Raw genomic sequence first — 18973 nt, forward strand, 5'->3', positions numbered from 1 at the left:
ACTTTCTCAACTCACTCTTATTATATCATAAAAATGCCACAAAGTCTTTAAAAATTAGGTGAACTTAAAATAATTATTAACACTGGTTAATTTTTTAATACTCAATAAATCAAACTTCTAACTTTACTTTCTAATCTTGTCTTTGCCTATTTTATTAATGGAGTTTTGAAAATATAATGAAAATAATTTCCTATTTTCAATTTATTCTTATTATATCACATTTTGAAATGATTCTTAAGGAAAGCATGATAGTTAAAAAAAACTTTGCACTCTCGATAGCTACACAATGGTTTCTAGAGTACAAAGTTTTTTATTAGATAAGTCTTACTCTTCCTTATCTTGACTTTCAGTTCCTTTAACTGCTTTTTTAAATTCAGATAGCATTTTACCGATTGACTCGCCTAGTTCAGGCAATCGTTTTGGTCCAAAAATCAAGAGAGCTCCTAAAACGATGATAATCAATCCCGGTGCTCCGATATCACGTAAGATTCCCATTTTTCTCTCCTTTCTGCTTTCGTTTCATAATGTATTTGCTGATGGCAATACTTAATTCATAGAGTAATATCAAGGGGGCAGTCATTGCCAAATCACTAACAAAGTCAGCTGGTGTCAAGATGACTGCGAGTACCAATAAGATAAAATAAGCATATCGGCGATAAGCAATCAATAATTCTGGCCCAATGAGTCCAATCGACGTCAAAAAGGCAATGATAACCGGCAATTCAAAAATCAGAGCCAAGGGCAAGGTCGTTTGAAAAACAAAGGACAGATAATTTTGAGCGGTTAACTGCGTCTCAAATAGTCCTTCTCCTAGCCCTAATAAAACCTGAAGTAAGGCTGGTGTTACAAAGTAAAAACCAAAAGCCAGTCCAACTAGAAAACAAAGGAAACTAGCTGGAATATAGGCAAAGACAGCTCTAACTTCTTCTTTCTTTAAACCAGGTTTAATGAAAGACCAAATATGATACACCGTGTAAGGTAGGGTGATAGTAAAGGCCATCAGACTAGCTAAGCGTATGTAAATCCATAAAATATCATTTGGCCCTAAAACAATCAACTTTTGCTGAAACGATTGGGTCACATACTGGTAAATCTGGTCTGCAAAAAGCAGAGAGACACAGAATACCAAAAAGAAACAAATGACCACTGCCAATAATCTCTTTCTAAATTCTACCAGATGTTCAACGATTGTCAATTCTTTTCTATCCATCTATTTTTCACCCTGTCTGAAAGCGACAATCAAAACGATAATAATAAAGATTAGCTGACTGGCAAAACCTTCCCAACTTGGATAAATTCCAAGTAAGTCAATCGTTGGAAATCCTGTCAACAAGTGATTTGGCGCCATATTGGTCAACTGAAGAGCATGGATACTAACTCCCAGCATCTTGAATGCCAAAGCATAAATCATCCAAGTCAAGATAAAGAAGACCTTATGTGGCAAGAAGAATTGACTGGCCTTGTTCATCACAACGGCAATAATTACCAAAATCAGCAAGGCAAGTGAAATGCCCAAGACAAATTTAAAGCTGGAAATTCTTGGTAAAATCCCAACATAAAAGAGAATGGTTTCTGCTCCCTCACGGAAAACAGCTAGGAAACTGAGGGTAAACATGGAAATAAAGGAGCCTGTTTTGGTCACTGTTTCCATTTGTGACTCCATAAAGGCATTCCATTTTTTGACCGAGGATTTGCTGTGAAGCCAGATTCCAATCAAAATCATCATTGCTACTGCAAAAATCCCCACTGATCCTTCGATGATTTCACGATTGGAGCCTGATGTTACTGCTGGAAAGGCTATTTGCAGGATGAAAGCAATGACAAGACTGGCCATAATTCCTGTGATAGCACCAGCATAAACCCACTTGAGCCCTTTACGCATCTTGGCTGCTTTCAAGGTCGTCACCAAGGCCATAACGATTAAGAGAGCCTCTACACCTTCTCTTAGGAGAATCAGCATAGCATCAAAGGCATTGTAACGTGCGCTAGTATCAATTTGTGATAAATCTGCAATCAGTTTTTCTAATTTTTCTCGGTATTCCTTCTCACTTCCCTTGACCATAATCACAGGGCTTTCACTCTCCACTCGTGTATAGAGGGAAGGATTGGTCGTGCTAACAGAACCTTCAATCGTTGGCCAGATAGTGATGAATTCCTTCATACTGGCTGCTCCTGATGATTGGTCACCAGCTTGGAATTGTTCCAAAGCCTTCTTCAAAAGGGCAATGCCGTCTTTGAGAGTCAAATCCGAAGATGTTTCTACTACTTCTTTTCCAGTTACAAAATCATCAATAGCCTTTTTTAAGTCCTCGAAGGAATTCTGGATGGAGTTAAAGTCTGTAGGCTCGGTTTCCATACTACTACGCAAGAAAGAAATAGCTGTTTCAACACGTCCATAATGGGCCATACTATTGTCACGAACCACACTTTCATTGATAGTCCAAGTCGAATTCATTTTCTTAAAAGCTTCTCGGACCTTTTCCAAATCTTTGGAGGCAATGGCCTGCTCTAAGACTTCAAAACGAGGACTTAGACGGTTTACCAATTTTTCTTTTTCCGCATCTAAGTTAACAGGATTTTGTTCTTTTTCAAAAGCTAATAGGGCTGAAGAAAGTTCGGTAAGTTTGTCTTCAGTAATCTCTCCTGATTGTACTAACTTTTCCTTAACAATCTTACCAGCATCAGAATCCTTATTTTCTACTCTTTCGAAGTCTGATGCCATCTCCTGAACGAGTTTCTTAGCCTCAGACTGATTGCCATTTTTGACCGCTTTAGAAGCATCCGTGATTTTTACAAAGTAAGAACTCAAGCTTTCTTGGGCACCTACTGGAGAAAGAATTAAAAATGACAAAACTAAAACAAGTAACCAGCTTTTAGCCTTCCAGTAATTTCTGACCAATGTAGCCTCCCTTCTCCACACCACCAAAGCAAGCAAAAAGTCCACTACCGATGTGAGTGATGTATTCATTCATCTTATCAGTAGCACCTAGATTGGTTTGAACCTTGACAAAGTTATCTGGATCCTTCTGGAAAGAAATGAAGAGCAAGCCTGTATCAAACTGACCAGTCTTTTCATCAATTCCATCAGAGTAAGAATAAGAACGACGCAAAAGGGGCTTGTCTACTTCCTTAGCCAAACGAACATGCGAATCATCTGGCAAAAGACTCAAATCCACTTCATCAAACTCATTTTTCTTACCAAAGGGGGCACCACTTTCCTTGTAACGACCAAAGGTATTTTCTTGTTCTTCGAGACTAGTGCGGTCCCAGGTCTCTAAAAACATCTGAATCCGACGAACTGCCATATAAGATCCATTTTCCATCCAGTCCTTACTATCAGCCCAGATGACGCGGTCAAAATCTTTCTCCTTGGTTGGATTTGCTGTTCCATCTTTAAAACCAAAGAGGTTACGCGGAGTCTCCATTCGATCTCCGATAGCTGCAAAACCAGATTGACTCCAGCGAAGGGTCACTGCATTTCTCCCCTTACGTATGAGATTGCGAATAGCGTGAAAGGCAACTTGCTCATCATCTGCACAAGCCTGAATCACAATATCTCCACCTGTATATTTTTCACGTAATTGCTCTTTAGGAAAAGGCGGTAAATCTCTGAACACTTGAGGACGCTTGCTTTCTAAGTTCATCTTTTTCAAGAAACTGGCAGACACACCAAAAGTCAGCGTCAAGCGATGAGGATTAAGCCCAACTGTCTCACCAGTATCGCTCGGAGGCAAGAGAGCATTCTGGCCATCTTTTTTGACCAGTTCCCCCTCAACCAACTTGGCACTATAATCCGTCCAATCCTTGAATAGCTGGATAATCTTATCTCTATCCGTCGTATGCAAATCCAAGACAACAAAATAGATATTCTTTTGCATGGGCGTACTAATCCCAGCTTGATGCTTGCCATAAAAAGCAATTTTTTCATTTCCGTACGAGATTTTTTCCTGAGTCCCAAGCTTAGGTGCGAAAAAAGCAGAAGCACCAGAGAGTCCTAGCGCTAAACCAGCCCCTCCAATCCCTGCTTTTTTTAGAAATTCTCGACGGTCCATTTTCTTATCAAAAAACTTTTCGTCTTTTTCAGTCATGACTCTTATTCTCCACTAAGAAATTTACCCATTTGTGATAGAGGTTCACCAAGTTTTGTCACAGCTTCTGACAATTCTTTGGTATCTTCTTTTGTCAAATCAGTATAGAGTTTGTAGTGTTCCTTATCTGTCATGTGTTTGTCCAACAAGCTATTAACAGACTTGAAATCTGCTTCCAATTCTTTAACTAGGTTAGCGTCTGATTTTTCAAGTAAAGGTTTAAAGAGTTGGAAAATCTTCTCAGCTCCCTCAATATTGGCACGGAAGTCATACAAGTCTGTATGAGAATAAATTTCCTCTTCACCTGTAATCTTGCTTGTTGCAACTTCGTTAAGCAAGTCAACTGCTCCAGTCAACATAACCTTGTAGTCCACATCTACAGTTGCAATCTTGGCTTTCAATTCCTTGATATCATTGACCAACTGATCGCCATAGCTTTCAGTTCCTTTAGTTGTATTGTCTTCCCAAAGGATACGCTCGATACGGTGGAAGCCTGACCAGCCTTCTTCTGTCTTGTTTTCATCCATGTAGTCTGCCAAACGGAAGTCAATCTTGACATCTGACTCACCAAAACTCTCGGCAATCGGTTCTGAACGCTCATAGGACATACGAATCAATGGATAAACCTTTTTGGCTTCTTCTAACTTACCTTCTTTCAACAGTTTGACAAAGCCTTCCGTATCTGTCAACAGTTTATCAATTTGCTCTTGAACAAAAGTCTTATAGTCAGCAGTGGCCTTATCAAGCATTTTTTGCTTATCTTCAGACAAGGCTGTTACCTTAGACGAATCACTCGTATTGCTTGGCTTAGATTGGTTAGTAGCACAAGCTGTCAATAGCAAGGCTGAAGATAAAAGGACAAAACCTAGTTTTTTCATTGTTTACTCCTATTGATTCAGAAAACCTGAATTAATTTTACGTTTTATTATATCATGTTTTCACTCATTTTTCAATAAATTGTCAGAAAATTTAATGTATTTAGACTGATATTTAGCTTACAATTTGCTAGTTAGCGTGAATAAGATCCTTATTCCAGCACTTTTTTATAATCAACTCTCTATACCTTTTTTATGGCTTAAACTAAAAGATAACTGATAAAAATTGAGAACGTAGCTCTTTTATAAAGTCTAACCTTCTTTTATATTTTACAATAAGTGTAAAAAGGAGAGTTATTATGCGCTATGGCTATGTTCGAGTATCTACAAGAGAACAAAATATCGATAGACAATTTTCAGCCTTGGTAGAAAACAAATTAGCAAAAGAAAATATTTTTATTGATTATGTTTCAGGAAAGGATTTTGACAGAATAGAATATCAAAAATTATTAACTACCTTGAAGGAGAATGATGAATTAGTTATTAAATCAATTGATAGATTGGGAAGAAACTATGATGAAATTTTAGAACAATGGCAATCAATTACTAAGAAAAAGAAAGTAAATATAACTGTTTTAGATTTCCCCTTATTAAACACAAAGAATAGCGATGACAATATCACAGGAAAACTAATATCTGACATCGTTTTGCAAGTTCTATCTTATGTGGCACAGTTTGAAAGAGAACAAATCAAACAAAGACAAATGGAAGGAATACGAGAAGCAAAGAAAAAGGGAAAAAATTCGGTAGACCAAAATTGCTTGCCCCGAATAATCTCCCTGATGTAATAGCTCAATATACCAAAAAAGAAATAACCTTACGAGAAGGTGCAGACATCTTAGGAGTATCAAAAAGCACCTTTCATAATTGGATAAAAAATTCATAGTTCCTGTCAAAAAACCTAGGATTTTTTGTACAGGAAATACACTTTATTTTAGAATCATTTTCGTTAGAAAAAAGGTTCTAAAATCCAGCATCTTGACCGATTATTATTACACTACCATTCTATCAAGTTTGTCCAAAAAAGTCTAGGTTTTTGGACAAACTGATTACTTTACAACAAATAAAAATAGGGAGTATTAAATGAATGCACAAACAAACTAAAAAATTTACACTTGCAACTATCTCAGCTCTATCACTTCTTGGCACTGGAGTCATCACAGCTAATCAAGTATCAGCTAGCGAGAATACGAGTACTGAAAAACAAATAGACGCAACAATTACAAAAGTTGAAATTGATTATTTTGGACTTAGCTTCGAAGGCAGACTTTCAGAGCCACTACCTCACGGAGGAGATAACGCTGCTAAGGGAAATGTTACTTTGATTGATAAAGCGACCGGAAAAATTGTGTACCAAAGTCACGATGCTGTCATTTTTAGTGGCTTAACTAAAGATTTCAGTGATCAATTTTTACAACCTTTATTTTATAGCAATCAATTTAAAGGTGATATTTTTGTTTCAGAACAATTTCCGGATGGAACATATATTTTGGAGATGTCTGGAGAAGCTGGTTCGCCTTACGGTGACTTAACTGATACAAGAAAACGTGTCTTTAAAGTTAGAAAAGAGGTGACTATCGGAAATCCTTCTACAAATTCAAATACTAACACAACAACTCAATCAGGTTCGAATTCTAATATCTCAGATAGTTGGCTACAATCTGGTTCTCGTTGGTGGTATAAACACGCCGACGGTTCCTATACAACTAATGGCTGGGAAAAAATCAATGGTGTTTGGTATCGTTTTGACAACTCTGGCTGGATGCAAACTGGCTGGGTAAAAGACGGTAGCTGGTACTATCTCGACGGTTCAGGTGCTATGAAGACAGGTTGGGTCAAAGATAACGGTAGCTGGTACTATCTTCAAGACTCAGGCGCTATGAAAACTGGCTGGATGAAGGTATCTGGTAAATGGTACTATGCTTATAGCTCTGGTGCACTAGCAATCAATACAACGACCCCTGATGGCTATCGTGTTAATTACAACGGTGAGTGGGTTTAACATACAATAGAAATAGATTAAGGAGACAATTAAATGAACAAAGTTATAAAAATTGAAGATGAAACAGTTTATGTTGGAAAAGGTAATAATGGCCAATTTACTGCAATTTCAAGAAAAAGTTTTGGTTTTGAACCACAAGTAGGTGATTACGTAGAATTTTATCAAAACGGTGACGAGTATATTGTTTCAAAAATAGATAACACATCTTCAGCTAGCTCTAGCCAACATTCAAATGGAATGAGTGATAAATCTAAACTGGCCGCAGCCTTATTTGCCCTATTTTTAGGAGCACTTGGGGGCTACGATTTTTACATCGGGAATACTAAACAAGGATACAAGCGTATCGTTATAACTCTGCTAGCTATCATTCCTATTTTAACGCCATTTGTTTTACTAGCAAATGCTATTTGGAATATTATAATTACTATTCAAGTTTTAACGTCCAAAACTGGTAGCAAATGGCACCAAGATGCCCAAGGCTTAGAATTGCAAGATTAAATATATGAAAAAATTATTTCTATTCAGTATTAGTATTTTAGCTATCTCTATTTTAACGGCTTGCCAACATCAGAGTGAAAACACTTCTTCAGCAAGTTCTGAAGCAATTGCTTCAAGTACTAGTTCAACTTCTTCTACATCGGAAGAGAAGAAACCTGATTACACCCTATATAATCCTGTCCTTAAAGAATATGCCAAAGTATTAGATGGTTCATCAGCTTCACCTAAAGAGCTCAATTCAAAAGCAAACTTAAAAAATACTTATCCTAAAGAATACTCTGGACTACAATACAGCTTGTATGATTTAGACCAAGACGGTAAACTATTTATTTAATAATGTTTGTTTTAGGAGTTCTTTGATAATGAAAAAATAATTTTATTAACTACTTATCTTCATACACAATAATTTAATTTTTACCAATACAAATAGTAACTAACGGAGAATTTTATATGAATCGCAAAATAGTTTTAATTTCACTACTTCTTTCAGGGTGCATTCTGACTGCATGTACTCATACTAAGTCTCAAAGTAATCAAGAAGAAAAACAAATAGAACAAGTATCTTCAAAAAGCAAAAGTACTGAATTTGCTGAATACTTATCAAAAAATGAAACCATTATCTATGATTTAGAAAATTCTAAATCAACCTCAAAAGAAACTAGAATCCAATTTTTATTAGTTGCAAAAAATGACACAATTACAGCATATGATTTACGTGGAAGTAAAAATAGTAAATATTTAACATTAGGCGACGTTAGTAAATTATCTGACAAGGAAGTTATTGAGAAAGCGAAAGAACTTCATAAGCAAAATATAAAAACTTATTATGACAACCTCGTCAATTATTATAAGGAAGATTTAGAACTTACACAAAAGGAACTAGATGAATATAAAGCAAAGCTAGACAAATATCCTGAAGGGTCAGTTGGAATAGCAAATGGTTCAGCTGAGGAACATGAGCAACGAATTGAACGACATAAAAAAACTATACAGGCATTAGAAAATTCCAATGAACTTACAGAATTCTCCAAACCTAGTACTGGTTCGTATTCTATAAACTTAAAAACAGATGGCAGCGGAAATCAGACTGCTTATGAATCTTTAAAATATACTGGAACAATATTTGATAAGAAAAATAAGAAAATTGATTTTTCAAATCCACTAAAAAATTACTTCCCTACAACTGAAGACAATGGTTTTGGTGTTTCTCTATTTTATGCTATGGATATCTACGATTCGACTTTCAATATTGGAGTAAACAAAGACCATGAAAATACAATTGCAATTCGAACCAATAAAAATACACTCTACACGCTTGACAATCCTAAAACAAATTTAAAGAATATTACCGTTGATAAAAAGTAATGATTATTCTGCAATTCAAAATGGGGATTTTTCTAGTGTCTCAGGAACTTGGAGGAATCGTACAGGTATTGAATTCACTTTTGACAAAAATGGGTTAGTAAGTGATAAGTTCAAAATTTCAATTGAACATGCTAAAGAAATTGACCACTATCTTAAGGTAAATTCTGTTTCTAAAGATGGAGGTGCTGGTGCAGCTATTGCCTTTTTACCAGCAGGAATCCCTATAACCATGTCTGTCACCTCTTCTCCAGATAATGGCTATACCGACTCATCTGATATCACACAAGACCGCTTATGGTTTGGACACCAACTTATCAATGGTAGTACTGAGGGATTTTTCTACAAGGTAGAATAGTGCTGGTAAATCCTTAAAGTAGCCATCAAATATCTAGTAACTATATAGGATAAATATTCTTATTTTCTTAGAATATTTATCCTATATTTTTATTATCTTTACATCCCTATCAATACTATCTGAATTCACTCTGAAAAAGATTAGACTTTTAGCCTCAAAATTGATAAAATAAAAAAGAAAATAAGATAAAAGGAAACTATAAATCACCATGATGAATATGCAAAACATGATGCGTCAAGCACAAAAACTTCAAAAACAGATGGAACAAAGTCAAGCAGAACTTGCTGCTATGCAATTTGTTGGCAAATCTGCTCAAGACCTTGTCCAAGCGACCTTAACTGGAGATAAGAAAGTTGTCAGCATTGACTTCAATCCAGCTGTCGTTGACCCAGAAGACCTTGAAACTCTTTCTGATATGACCGTTCAAGCCATCAACTCTGCTCTTGAACAAATCGATGAGACTACCAAGAAAAAACTAGGTGCTTTCGCTGGAAAATTGCCATTCTAAGCATAAGAAAAACAAGCATTCAAGAGAATGCTTGCCTATCATGGGAGGAACAACTGTTCCTCTTTTTGCTTACTAAAAATTAAAGAATTCCATGGCCTGTTTGAACAGTAAATCAGTGTACTCAGGGTCTTCTTGGGCAATGGTAACCTGCTCTTGAAGCATTTCTAAGTCATCCGTTATCATGCCGTCTGCACCCAAATGAACAGATTTATCAAAGGACTCTGAACTATTGATGGTCCACACGTACAATTTCTGATCGGTATTCCAAAGCTTGTTGACAAAATTTTCATCTAAAGTTGAATACTCCATGGTATAACCTGTAGCCTTGGTTCTTGGAAAAATACTATTATAAGGTAGAATGAAAAAGACTGGAATTTGTGAATCGTAGGCTAAAACCTGGTCAATCACATGATAGTCCAAAGATTGCATTTGGTGACCATTCTGCTTAAGAACCGTTCCATATTTTTCCATAAACCGTTTCATCATATCTGGGCTATCTTTTCGACTGGTTTTAATCTCAATAAGAAGTTTTTGATGCAATTCATTGGCTTTATTGAGATAGTCATCAAAACTAGACACCTTGCTATGATAACCATTTTCTGAAATATCAAGTTTAGTTAATTCTTTCAAAGTTAGATCCTGAGGATTAGCATTAACACCTGTCAAATTTTTGATATTGGCATCATGCATCATGACAAACTGGCCATCTTTTGTTTCTTGTACATCCGTCTCAACAAAGTCTGGACCTAGTTGGGCTGTCCTTTCCAGAGATTGGACAGTATTTTGGACACCATTCTTATTGGATACTCCCCTGTGAGAGATAATCAAAGGTTTATTGGCAACTGGAGCTTCTAAATAAACATAACCCTCAAGAGCGAAAAAGATACCAGCACATCCCATCACTCCCCATCTCATCCAGTGGTCTTTCTTTCTCCTTGGTGTGATTTCTAATTCTTCTCCTGTTAAGAAGGAAACAAACTTAATTAGAAAGTAAGTCAAGGCCATATAGTGGAAATTCTTAATCAAGACAAAGTTAAGAATTCCCAGTACAAGAGATTCCTTATGGGTCAGACCATCCATCAGTGCCTGACTTGCTAATATTGGAATCAATAAAAGAATGAAAAATAGGTAGGTTTTGACGACAATCCAAAGCAAGTTCCAAGTATAAAACCAGGAGTGCTTTCTTGTCTTCTCTAGACTGTATCTGACTGCCTCTTTGACTGTTTTCTTCTCAAATAGAAGTTGAGGTAGAGCAAACATCAACCGCACTGAAATATAAAATAGAAGTAAAGCCAGAATAGTAACCACTATACCTACTAGCCAATACTTGTCTTCCACATAATCAACGATAAAGTCCGGAATGACAATTTTATTGAGATAGTAAATCTTTAAAATCTTTCGAATCAATGGAAAGAGCATCATGACATAAAAGAAGATGAAGGTTATCTTGGAAAGTGTCACTTGCTTCATAAACAAGATACTTTGACGAAAGACCTTACGACTGTACTCCAGCAAAGTTCTCTTTTCATGATAGAGGAGGTGCCGGGCTCCGATAAAGAGAAGTCCTATCTGGTAATAGGCGACCAGTAAATTAACAATTACCAGAATAAATAAAGCAAGACTAACAAAGGGAGAACCCTTTATAATGGCAAAAATATTGTTGTAGGATAGAAAGAGATAACCTGTCTGACGGAGCAAAAGTCCAGCAATCCAAGAATTTGACGGTAACCAGACAAACTCAATCATCATAAAAGTCAAGAAAAATAGAAAAAGTATTTTATCTAGATTAAAGTATATCTGCTTAAAACCTAGATTTTTAGGTTTTTCAGGTTTCATAAGCACTCCTAGTCAAATAATTGAGACAAATCCAAGCCTCCAAAAGGATTGTTTGATAGGCTACTTTCTGTCCCTAATAATTCTCTAGCTTGATCCGACTCTAGGAAGGACTCGTAAACACGCGCTGTCATACGAGCATCCTCTAAGCTATTATGAGACTGACCTTGAAATCCAAGAAATGAGGCAACAGTTTGCAATTTGAGATTGGCAATACCGTGTAAATCCGAACTCCGACGTTCAAAAGCTTCATCATATAAATCTACCTTGTACTGCTGACTGTAGTCTAAACCATGCTCTGCTAGAATAGGCAAATCACTTTTAGCAGCATTGTAGCCTACCATGGGTAAAGAACCCACAAACTCTTGGAAATCTTTTATAACTTTCTCCACTGGAGGGGCATCTTTTAAGGTCTCAGCTGTAATCCCAGTCAAACCATTGATAAAACTCTTTAGAGGCACGCTGGTATGAACATAGGAATCATAGGCATCGATTTCCTGACCATCTCTAAAACGCACTGCCGATACTTGAATCAAGTGTGTTTGCCCTTCATGCTGATTAAATTCTAAGTCGAAAGCAATGTAATCTTCTAATCGTTCCATTATATACCTCTCCTATACTGTTATTTTATACTCTTCGAAAATCAAATTCAAACCACGTCAACGTCGCCTTGCCGTAGATATATGTAACTGACTTCGTCAGTCTTATCTACAACCTCAAAGCAGTGCTTTGAGCAGACTGCGGCTAGTTTCCTAGTTTACTCTTTGATTTTCATTGAGTATTACTTGAGCAACTATACTATTTAGAAATAAAAGAAGCCATCAGGTTAGCATTTAACCTAAACAGCTCCTTGATTATCCTCCAAATAAACGAGCAAAAAAGCCTTTCTTAGTTGATTGGACTTCTTCTTTTGCTTGGTCCAGCTCTAGCTTAAGATTTTCTTGATCCTTCATGGCTTGAAGGGTCAATTGTTGCTGCTGATCGAGTTGTTTGTCTTTCTCAGCAATCTGACGGTCTTTGATACGCATCTGCTCGTCTTTTTCTGATAACTGACGATCCTTGGCTTTTAATTGTTCATAGAGACGGAGAATTTCTGCATTCTTCTCATCAACTAGAATCTCCATCAGTTCACGTTGCTTGACATCTTCACTGACAGGCTCATCTTCAAAAATCGTTTTTTTATAGATTTCTTCTAGCTTAATCAAGCCACTTCTGGTAACGACTGTTACCCCTTTGTCATTTTTATCTGTGTCTTCTTCTGGTAATTCTTTGACACGGTTATTGATTGCTTGGCGAGATAATCCTAAGACCTCTGCAATCTCACTGACGGTCATTTCAATACTCATAATATCCTCTGAAACGTTTTCTAGCTTTTCTTTACTTAAATCTTATCATAAGCTAGATAAACTGTCAAATTTCCGCTTAAGCTAAGGCCTTCAAAAAGGCTAACAAGACTTGAGCAGAGCGACGTCCAGCTTCGATAATAAACTCATCAAAAGAGATGTTTGCTTCATGGTTTGCATTGTCACTCATAGCTCGAATAACTAAAACTGGAAGACTAAGAGCATGCGCTGCCTGAGCAATAGCTGCCCCCTCCATCTCGACTGCTAAAACTTCTGGGAAATGGGACTTAATCGCTTCTATCTTGTCATTTCCTGCAACAAAACTATCTCCTGTAGCAATCAAACCAAGATGCCAGTTCTGGTCCAATTGAGATAGACTCTCTTGAATTTTGGCAACAAAGGTTTTATCTGATTCGAAATAAAGCGGTTGTTGTGCCATTTGTCCATAAGCATAGCCAAAAGCTGTGACATCCACATCATGATAGGCTAATTTGTCAGAAATCACGACATCCCCAACAGCAATACCTTCTGCTACTGCCCCAGCTGATCCCGTGTTAATTAGAGCATCCACTTGGAAATGATCAGCCAAAATAGCCACACTCATAGCAGACATGACCTTACCAATTCCACTTTCTACAAGAACGACTTCATGCGAGGCAATGGTTCCTGTATGATAGGTATTGCCTAAAACAACTTGCTCCTGGGCATTGTCTAAATGCTGGACCAGATACGCCAGTTCTTCTGGCATAGCCGCAATAATTCCTATTTTCATTTCAATTCCTTTTCTATTATAAAAGTTTCATTGCTAAGACAAGCAAAATCAAGAGAAAGATGACCGCGAATAAGATTTTATTTAACTTAGAATTGAAGATATTTCTCTTGGTATTTTCAATGCGACGGCTTTTATGAATAGACGGTTCGACCTGAATCTTCAAGGTTTCCTGACTAAAACCATAATCCTTAGAATTGGCATAACCAAAACGGGAAGAAGAGGTTGGTAAAATCTTAGTCTCCTCATCATCTAGTAAAGGAGGACCTGAAATTTTTTCGCCTCTATTAGCTCTTTCAATCATTTCATCCGTTAATAAAGGTTTACCCATACTGACCTCCTCTATTTTTTCTGCAATTCCCAATACTGAACAGCCATAATTGTCTTGGCATCGCAGATATGACCTGATTGGATCAATTCCTTGGCTTCCTCTAAGCTCACTTCAAGGACTTCCAAGGTCTCATCTTCATCCTGCGGACGCGGATTTTCCACTTTCGTTAAATCACTTGCTAGGTATAATTTTAACTTTTCATTACAAAAGCCAATGGCTGAGTAAAAATCGTACAAGAGTTCTAATTTCCCTGTATAGGCTGTTTCTTCCTCTAATTCACGAAGTGCTGCTGCGACAGGGTCTGTGTTTTCTCCTACTTCCAATTTTCCGGCTGGAATTTCGTAAGAGACTGCCTCAATGGCTTTGCGGTACTGCTTGACCAAGATGAGTTTTTGCTCATCCGTTACAGCTAAAACACAGACAGCTCCATTGTGGAAAATCAAATCCCGTTGGGCAGTTCCCTTTCCTTCTGGTAATTCAACCTGATCTTGGACCAGTTTAAAAATTGGCCCTTGATAGATTTCTTTTCGGCTAAGCGTTTTTTCTTCAAATTCCATGATAGGCTCCTACTGATTATTAGGATGATGAGGAAGGCGAGTTGCATATTCGTCTTTATTGACCTGACGTCCACGACCAATAGCAATAGCATCCGCTGGAACGTCTTTGGTAATAGTTGAACCCGCACCAACGAGGGAATTGTCACCAAGTTCTACTGGTGCAATAATGGTTGAATTTGAACCAACAAAGACATTGTTACCAATGACTGTCTTGTATTTGTTTTTGCCGTCATAGTTGACTGTAATAGTTCCTGCACCAAAATTAACCTTGCTACCCACTTCACAGTTTCCAATATAAGTCAAATGACCAGCCTTGGTATTCTCACCGATTGAAGAACCTTTCACCTCAACAAAGTTACCAATATGAACTTGGGCACCCAGACTTGAACCTGGACGAATGTGGGCGTATGGTCCAACAGTTACACCGTCTGCAACACTGCTTTCCTCAATCATAGAATTGGTAATGACAGCTCCTGCTCCAATAGTGCTGTCCACTATATAAGTACCATTTGTCAAAACAGTCTCAGCACCAATTTTCGTTTGCCCTTTCAAGGTAACATTGGCTTCGATTTGAACTTCAGGAGCAATCTCAACATCAATATCGATATAAGTTGCTTCTGGATTGACAAAGCTAACCCCATTGACCATGTGTTTATGATTGATACGACGACGCATCACTGCTTCAGCAGTAGCAAGAGCAACACGGTCATTTACCCCAAGACTCTCATCAAAATCTTTCAAAGTATAAGCGCCAACTTTTTCACCAGCTTCACGGAAAATGCCAATGACATCTGTAATATAGTATTCACCTTGAGCGTTATTGGTATTGATATTTTTCAAAGCCTCAAACAAACGCTCGTTATCAAAGACGTAAGTTCCAGTGTTGATTTCCTTGATTTGTTTTTCAAAATCTGTAGCATCCTTTTGCTCAACAATGCGAAGAACCTCAGCATTGTCATTACGAACAATTCGTCCATAGCCAAAAGGATTATCCGTTTCAGCAGTCAAGATAGTGCCCACATTTTTATGATTGATGTGGAAATCAATCAAGTTTTTCAAGCTTTCACCAGTGATTAAAGGAGTATCTCCTGCAATGACCAAGGTGTGACCTGACAAACCTTCTAGAATCGGCTCTGTCATCATAACTGCATGGCCAGTCCCTAACTGTTCAGATTGAGTCACAAATTCTGTCTGTCCAGCCAAGACCTCTTCAACCAATTCTGCCTTATGTCCTACAACTGTTACTGTCTTTTCAGGTTGGATAGCTCCCACACTACGGAAAACATGTTCCAGCATAGAAATACCCGCAACCTTGTGCAACACTTTTGGCAAATCAGATTTCATGCGAGTCCCTTTACCCGCTGCTAAAATAATGGCATAATTTGACATAATCTTCTCTTTTCTCTAGAAATTCCCTTTTATTATACCATATTTCAAATCATTCCGCGCTCTTGAATGAAAAAATGCTCTAAAGTCCTTTCTTAACCCATTTTTTGAGTATTTTTTTTGATTTTTTCTCATTTTTAAGGTAAAATTATGAGATATGAGAAAGAAAATAAATCCGCTTATTTTGTTTGGTTTTTTTGGGATTATGATTTTCATTTTAATCCTGAATCGTCCTCGTTTTGAGGACCATCCTGTAAAAACAAAGTCAAATATCGCGCAAGTAGAAACGCAAGCGCTACATAATATAGATAAACCGGTGATTGATGTTTCTGGATGGCAGCGCCCTGAGGAAATTAATTACGATACTCTCTCCCAAAACATTTCTGGAGCTATTGTTCGCGTCCATAGTGGTGCTCAAACGTCCAAAGAGAACGATGCTTCCTTTGTTAATGGTGTTGATAAGGCCTTTAAAACCCATATCACTGAGTTTCGAAAACGAAATGTCCCAATCGGTGTCTATGCCTATGTAGCTGGAAAAAATGTCCAAGAAATGGAAAAGGCTGCCGAGGTATTTTATAACGCCTCTTCGCCATACAGTCCAAGTTACTATTGGCTAGATGTGGAAGAAAAAACCATGTCCAATATGAACGAAGGTGTTGAAGCCTTTCGAGCAAAACTAGAATCACTAGGTGCTAAAAATATCGGCATCTACGTCGGAGTCTACTTCATGGAAGAACACAGTATTGATACAGACAAGTTTACGTCTGTTTGGATTCCTTCCTATGGTTCTGACTCAGGATTTTACGAAGCTACTCCTAAGACTGATTTAGATTACGACATTCACCAGTACACATCTAAAGGAAAAATTGCTGGCTTTGACCACGATTTGGACATCAACGTCATTTCTTCCTTAAAAAACAAAGAAGAAACCTTTAGAAAACTCTTTTTAAAACCTTAAAAGCATTTGTTTATCATTTGCTTTTTCTTTTTGTGTTTGATTGTGATACAATATAGTAAGGATTTTTTGAAATAGAAATAGTTGGAGGAAAAATATGCTTTCATGGTTAGCACGTGTTATTAAAGGGATTGTCATTGCTCTTGGATTTATCTTACCGGGAATTTCTGGAGGGGTTCTAGCAGCAATCTTAGGAATTTATGAACGAATGATTGGCTTTCTGGCCCACCCCTTTAAAGACTTTAAAGAAAATGTTTTGTACTTTATTCCAGTTGCTATTGGTATGCTTTTGGGAATAGGCTTATTTTCTTACCCGATTGAATACCTGCTTGAAAATTATCAGGTCTTTGTCTTATGGAGCTTTGCGGGTGCCATCATTGGTACAGTTCCTAGCCTCCTTAAAGAATCAACTCGAGAATCTGACCGAGACAAGATTGATTTAGCTTGGTTCTGGGCAACCTTTATTATTTCTGGACTAGGTCTCTATGCCTTAAATTTTGTCGTTGGAACCTTGAGCGCCAGCTTTCTGAATTTCGTCCTAGCGGGTGCACTACTGGCTCTAGGCGTGTTGGTTCCTGGCCTCAGTCCATCAAATCTACTTTTAATTTTGGGCCTCTATGCTCCTATGTTGACTGGTTTTAAAACCTTTGACCTCTTGGGAACCTTCTTCCCGATTGGAATCGGAGCAGGCGCAACTCTCATCATTTTTTCAAAATTGATGGATTATGCCTTAAACAACTACCACTCACGCGTCTATCATTTCATCATCGGTATCGTCCTATCAAGTACCCTTTTGATTTTGATTCCAAATGCAGGAAACGCTGAGAGTATCCAATATACCGGTATTTCACTTGTTGGTTATGTCATCATCGCCTTCTTCTTTGCGCTGGGAATCTGGCTTGGTATTTGGATGAGCCAATTGGAGGATAAGTATAAATAATGGCAAAAAAAGTTAAAATCAAAAAAACATTGGTGGAACAAATCCTGTCTAAAGCAGGTATCCCACATCAGGGAATTCAAATCAATGCGCTGGAAGGGGAGCTACCTCAAGGTTATGAACGAGATCAGATTTTCAAAACCTTGGCTCTTTTGGGCGACAAGACAGGACCGATTATCGGAATTGTCCCTATCACTCAACACTTGTCTGAAAAGAAACTAGCCAAAATTTCTGGCAATAAAAAAGTGAGCATGATTCCACAAAAGGACTTGGAAAAAACAACTGGTTACATTCATGGAGCCAATAATCCTGTCGGAATTCGTCAGAAACACAATTACCCCATTTTTATCGATAAAATCGCTCTTGACTTGGATCAAATGATTGTCTCTGCTGGGGAAGTTGGTCACAGCATTATCGTCGCACCACAAGACTTGGCTAGCTTTGTAAAAGCTGACTTTGCAGATATCTTGGAGGACAGCCAATAATGAAACTCTACTTTGTCCGCCACGGTCGCACCCTCTGGAACCAAGAAGGACGCTTTCAAGGTGCTAGTGGAGATTCTCCCCTACTTCCTGAATCCATTGACACCCTAAAACGACTAGGCAAGTATCTCAAGGATGTTCCTTTTAATCAGATTTATTCAAGTGATTTACCTCGAGCGGTCAAATCTGCTGAAATTATCCAAAGTCAACTCCAGACACCCTGTCCTTTAGAAAGTGTTCCTAATCTCCGTGAATGGCAGCTGGGGAAGTTGGAAGGTTTGAAAATCGCAACCTTGGAAGCTATTTACCCGCAACAAATCAAAGCTTTCCGATCTAATCTTGCCAAGTTTGACACAAAAATGTTCGGAGCCGAATCCCTCTATAGCACCACGCAACGGACCATCCAATTTATCAAATCATTAAAAGATAGTCCGGCTGAGCGTATTCTAATTGTCGGCCACGGTGCTAATCTTACTGCCAGTCTTCGTACTCTTCTAGGCTATAAAGAACCACTTCTTCGTAAAGATGGCGGTCTAGCAAATGCCAGCCTAACCATTCTAGAAACCCATGATTTTGAAACATTCACTCTCGATACTTGGAATGATACTTCCTATCAATAACAGAACTTGATTTTAGCGTCAAGTTCTTTTTAGTTTTGAAAGATTATCCGTGAATTTCTTGGTTATTTA

At 37.7% G+C, this 18973-nt stretch carries 22 protein-coding genes and 1 pseudogene; 11 read left to right on the forward strand and 12 right to left on the reverse strand.

The annotated features are described in order from the left end of the window. Positions 1-324 precede the first annotated feature (324 nt). Genes tatA through efeO form a run of 5 tightly spaced genes read right to left on the reverse strand, consistent with a single transcriptional unit; the run spans position 325 to position 4966 of the window. Positions 325-495 (reverse strand): twin-arginine translocase TatA/TatE family subunit, encoded by a 171-nt coding sequence (gene tatA / locus SK637_RS05885; protein ID WP_033688935.1) that lies wholly within the window; start codon positions 493-495, stop codon positions 325-327. Beyond that, on the reverse strand, positions 479-1210 hold the full coding sequence (tatC, locus tag SK637_RS05890) for a twin-arginine translocase subunit TatC (protein WP_033688936.1): 732 nt from the start codon (positions 1208-1210) through the stop codon (positions 479-481). Before tatC ends, tatA begins: the two co-directional genes overlap by 17 nt. Continuing rightward, positions 1211-2899, reverse strand: coding sequence for an FTR1 family iron permease (locus SK637_RS05895; RefSeq protein ID WP_033688937.1), 1689 nt, complete (start codon positions 2897-2899; stop codon positions 1211-1213). It lies immediately after the preceding gene. After that, positions 2874-4088: an iron uptake transporter deferrochelatase/peroxidase subunit gene (gene efeB, locus SK637_RS05900; RefSeq protein WP_033688938.1), complete on the reverse strand. Its 1215-nt coding sequence runs from the start codon at positions 4086-4088 to the stop codon at positions 2874-2876. The genes SK637_RS05895 and efeB overlap by 26 nt, the downstream gene beginning before the upstream one ends. A 5-nt stretch (positions 4089-4093) precedes the next feature. Next, positions 4094-4966, reverse strand: coding sequence for an iron uptake system protein EfeO (efeO, locus tag SK637_RS05905; RefSeq protein WP_033688939.1), 873 nt, complete (start codon positions 4964-4966; stop codon positions 4094-4096). 296 nt (positions 4967-5262) lie between these two features. Between efeO and SK637_RS05910 the strand changes: the two are divergent. The 7 genes and pseudogenes from SK637_RS05910 (at position 5263) to SK637_RS05940 (ending at position 9691) form a co-directional block, all read left to right on the forward strand. Further along, a pseudogene (locus SK637_RS05910) lies at positions 5263-5849 on the forward strand (recombinase family protein). Between the two features lie 237 nt (positions 5850-6086). Next, on the forward strand, positions 6087-6965 hold the full coding sequence (locus SK637_RS10340; protein WP_414717222.1) for an N-acetylmuramoyl-L-alanine amidase family protein: 879 nt from the start codon (positions 6087-6089) through the stop codon (positions 6963-6965). A 33-nt stretch (positions 6966-6998) separates the two neighbouring features. Beyond that, positions 6999-7463, forward strand: coding sequence for a hypothetical protein (locus SK637_RS05920; protein WP_033688941.1), 465 nt, complete (start codon positions 6999-7001; stop codon positions 7461-7463). A 4-nt stretch (positions 7464-7467) separates the two neighbouring features. Beyond that, the gene (locus SK637_RS05925; protein ID WP_033688942.1) at positions 7468-7797 is read left to right on the forward strand and encodes a hypothetical protein; all 330 of its coding nucleotides are present in this window, start codon (positions 7468-7470) and stop codon (positions 7795-7797) included. Positions 7798-7913: 116 nt separating this feature from the next. Continuing rightward, positions 7914-8828, forward strand: a complete 915-nt coding sequence (locus SK637_RS05930; RefSeq protein WP_033688944.1) for a hypothetical protein — start codon at positions 7914-7916, stop codon at positions 8826-8828. Next, a complete protein-coding gene (locus SK637_RS05935) occupies positions 8815-9183 on the forward strand; it encodes a DUF6287 domain-containing protein (RefSeq protein WP_050489875.1) in 369 nt (122 codons plus the stop codon). The genes SK637_RS05930 and SK637_RS05935 overlap by 14 nt, the downstream gene beginning before the upstream one ends. 208 nt (positions 9184-9391) lie before the next feature. After that, complete coding sequence (locus SK637_RS05940) at positions 9392-9691, forward strand: YbaB/EbfC family nucleoid-associated protein (protein WP_000981526.1); 300 nt, start codon at positions 9392-9394, stop codon at positions 9689-9691. A 72-nt stretch (positions 9692-9763) separates the two neighbouring features. On the opposite strand, the gene SK637_RS05945 is transcribed toward SK637_RS05940, so the two are convergent. The 7 genes from SK637_RS05945 to glmU all read right to left on the reverse strand — a co-directional run bounded on the left by SK637_RS05945 (position 9764) and on the right by glmU (position 15913). Beyond that, positions 9764-11527, reverse strand: coding sequence for a glycerophosphoryl diester phosphodiesterase membrane domain-containing protein (locus SK637_RS05945; RefSeq protein ID WP_033688945.1), 1764 nt, complete (start codon positions 11525-11527; stop codon positions 9764-9766). A gap of 8 nt (positions 11528-11535) precedes the next feature. Then, positions 11536-12126 carry a 3'-5' exonuclease gene (locus tag SK637_RS05950; protein ID WP_020900313.1) on the reverse strand — a complete coding sequence of 197 codons (591 nt, stop codon included), beginning with the start codon at positions 12124-12126 and terminating at the stop codon, positions 11536-11538. A gap of 252 nt (positions 12127-12378) precedes the next feature. Beyond that, a complete protein-coding gene (gene rocS / locus SK637_RS05955) occupies positions 12379-12870 on the reverse strand; it encodes a chromosome segregation protein RocS (protein WP_000021242.1) in 492 nt (163 codons plus the stop codon). Between the two features lie 76 nt (positions 12871-12946). After that, positions 12947-13639 carry a 5'-methylthioadenosine/adenosylhomocysteine nucleosidase gene (locus SK637_RS05960; RefSeq protein ID WP_033688947.1) on the reverse strand — a complete coding sequence of 231 codons (693 nt, stop codon included), beginning with the start codon at positions 13637-13639 and terminating at the stop codon, positions 12947-12949. Positions 13640-13655: 16 nt separating this feature from the next. After that, entirely contained in the window at positions 13656-13967 is a 312-nt protein-coding gene (gene macP, locus SK637_RS05965) for a cell wall synthase accessory phosphoprotein MacP (protein ID WP_033688948.1), read from the reverse strand. An 11-nt stretch (positions 13968-13978) separates the two neighbouring features. Further along, complete coding sequence (locus SK637_RS05970; RefSeq protein WP_033688949.1) at positions 13979-14524, reverse strand: NUDIX hydrolase; 546 nt, start codon at positions 14522-14524, stop codon at positions 13979-13981. 9 nt (positions 14525-14533) lie between these two features. Beyond that, the gene (glmU, locus tag SK637_RS05975) at positions 14534-15913 is read right to left on the reverse strand and encodes a bifunctional UDP-N-acetylglucosamine diphosphorylase/glucosamine-1-phosphate N-acetyltransferase GlmU (protein ID WP_033688950.1); all 1380 of its coding nucleotides are present in this window, start codon (positions 15911-15913) and stop codon (positions 14534-14536) included. A gap of 154 nt (positions 15914-16067) precedes the next feature. Here glmU and SK637_RS05980 point away from each other — a divergent pair, with 154 nt between their 5' ends. From SK637_RS05980 to SK637_RS05995, 4 genes are all read left to right on the forward strand, one after another. Beyond that, positions 16068-16868 carry a glycoside hydrolase family 25 protein gene (locus tag SK637_RS05980; RefSeq protein ID WP_033688952.1) on the forward strand — a complete coding sequence of 267 codons (801 nt, stop codon included), beginning with the start codon at positions 16068-16070 and terminating at the stop codon, positions 16866-16868. Positions 16869-16962: 94 nt separating this feature from the next. Further along, positions 16963-17805 carry a DUF368 domain-containing protein gene (locus SK637_RS05985; RefSeq protein ID WP_004256605.1) on the forward strand — a complete coding sequence of 281 codons (843 nt, stop codon included), beginning with the start codon at positions 16963-16965 and terminating at the stop codon, positions 17803-17805. After that, positions 17805-18287 (forward strand): aminoacyl-tRNA deacylase, encoded by a 483-nt coding sequence (locus SK637_RS05990; RefSeq protein WP_033688953.1) that lies wholly within the window; start codon positions 17805-17807, stop codon positions 18285-18287. Before SK637_RS05985 ends, SK637_RS05990 begins: the two co-directional genes overlap by 1 nt. Continuing rightward, complete coding sequence (locus tag SK637_RS05995; protein ID WP_033688954.1) at positions 18287-18904, forward strand: histidine phosphatase family protein; 618 nt, start codon at positions 18287-18289, stop codon at positions 18902-18904. The genes SK637_RS05990 and SK637_RS05995 overlap by 1 nt, the downstream gene beginning before the upstream one ends. Positions 18905-18973: the final 69 nt, after the last annotated feature.

This window comes from Streptococcus mitis, assembly GCF_000722765.2.
Taxonomy (GTDB): Bacteria; Bacillota; Bacilli; order Lactobacillales; family Streptococcaceae; genus Streptococcus; species Streptococcus mitis_AQ.

What these genes read in the sequence shown, in the direction of transcription:
- SK637_RS05995 (WP_033688954.1), top strand. Translation starts at nt 18,287, where the DNA reads ATGAAACTCTACTTTGTCCGCCACGGTCGCACCCTCTGGAACCAAGAA.
- SK637_RS05960 (WP_033688947.1), bottom strand. Translation starts at nt 13,639, where the DNA reads ATGAAAATAGGAATTATTGCGGCTATGCCAGAAGAACTGGCGTATCTG.
- SK637_RS05925 (WP_033688942.1), top strand. Translation starts at nt 7,468, where the DNA reads ATGAAAAAATTATTTCTATTCAGTATTAGTATTTTAGCTATCTCTATT.
- macP (WP_033688948.1), bottom strand. Translation starts at nt 13,967, where the DNA reads ATGGGTAAACCTTTATTAACGGATGAAATGATTGAAAGAGCTAATAGA.
- tatA (WP_033688935.1), bottom strand. Translation starts at nt 495, where the DNA reads ATGGGAATCTTACGTGATATCGGAGCACCGGGATTGATTATCATCGTT.
- efeB (WP_033688938.1), bottom strand. Translation starts at nt 4,088, where the DNA reads ATGACTGAAAAAGACGAAAAGTTTTTTGATAAGAAAATGGACCGTCGA.
- SK637_RS05945 (WP_033688945.1), bottom strand. Translation starts at nt 11,527, where the DNA reads ATGAAACCTGAAAAACCTAAAAATCTAGGTTTTAAGCAGATATACTTT.
- glmU (WP_033688950.1), bottom strand. Translation starts at nt 15,913, where the DNA reads ATGTCAAATTATGCCATTATTTTAGCAGCGGGTAAAGGGACTCGCATG.
- SK637_RS05940 (WP_000981526.1), top strand. Translation starts at nt 9,392, where the DNA reads ATGATGAATATGCAAAACATGATGCGTCAAGCACAAAAACTTCAAAAA.
- SK637_RS05930 (WP_033688944.1), top strand. Translation starts at nt 7,914, where the DNA reads ATGAATCGCAAAATAGTTTTAATTTCACTACTTCTTTCAGGGTGCATT.
- rocS (WP_000021242.1), bottom strand. Translation starts at nt 12,870, where the DNA reads ATGAGTATTGAAATGACCGTCAGTGAGATTGCAGAGGTCTTAGGATTA.
- SK637_RS05990 (WP_033688953.1), top strand. Translation starts at nt 17,805, where the DNA reads ATGGCAAAAAAAGTTAAAATCAAAAAAACATTGGTGGAACAAATCCTG.
- SK637_RS05985 (WP_004256605.1), top strand. Translation starts at nt 16,963, where the DNA reads ATGCTTTCATGGTTAGCACGTGTTATTAAAGGGATTGTCATTGCTCTT.
- SK637_RS05920 (WP_033688941.1), top strand. Translation starts at nt 6,999, where the DNA reads ATGAACAAAGTTATAAAAATTGAAGATGAAACAGTTTATGTTGGAAAA.
- SK637_RS05970 (WP_033688949.1), bottom strand. Translation starts at nt 14,524, where the DNA reads ATGGAATTTGAAGAAAAAACGCTTAGCCGAAAAGAAATCTATCAAGGG.
- SK637_RS05980 (WP_033688952.1), top strand. Translation starts at nt 16,068, where the DNA reads ATGAGAAAGAAAATAAATCCGCTTATTTTGTTTGGTTTTTTTGGGATT.
- SK637_RS05950 (WP_020900313.1), bottom strand. Translation starts at nt 12,126, where the DNA reads ATGGAACGATTAGAAGATTACATTGCTTTCGACTTAGAATTTAATCAG.
- efeO (WP_033688939.1), bottom strand. Translation starts at nt 4,966, where the DNA reads ATGAAAAAACTAGGTTTTGTCCTTTTATCTTCAGCCTTGCTATTGACA.
- tatC (WP_033688936.1), bottom strand. Translation starts at nt 1,210, where the DNA reads ATGGATAGAAAAGAATTGACAATCGTTGAACATCTGGTAGAATTTAGA.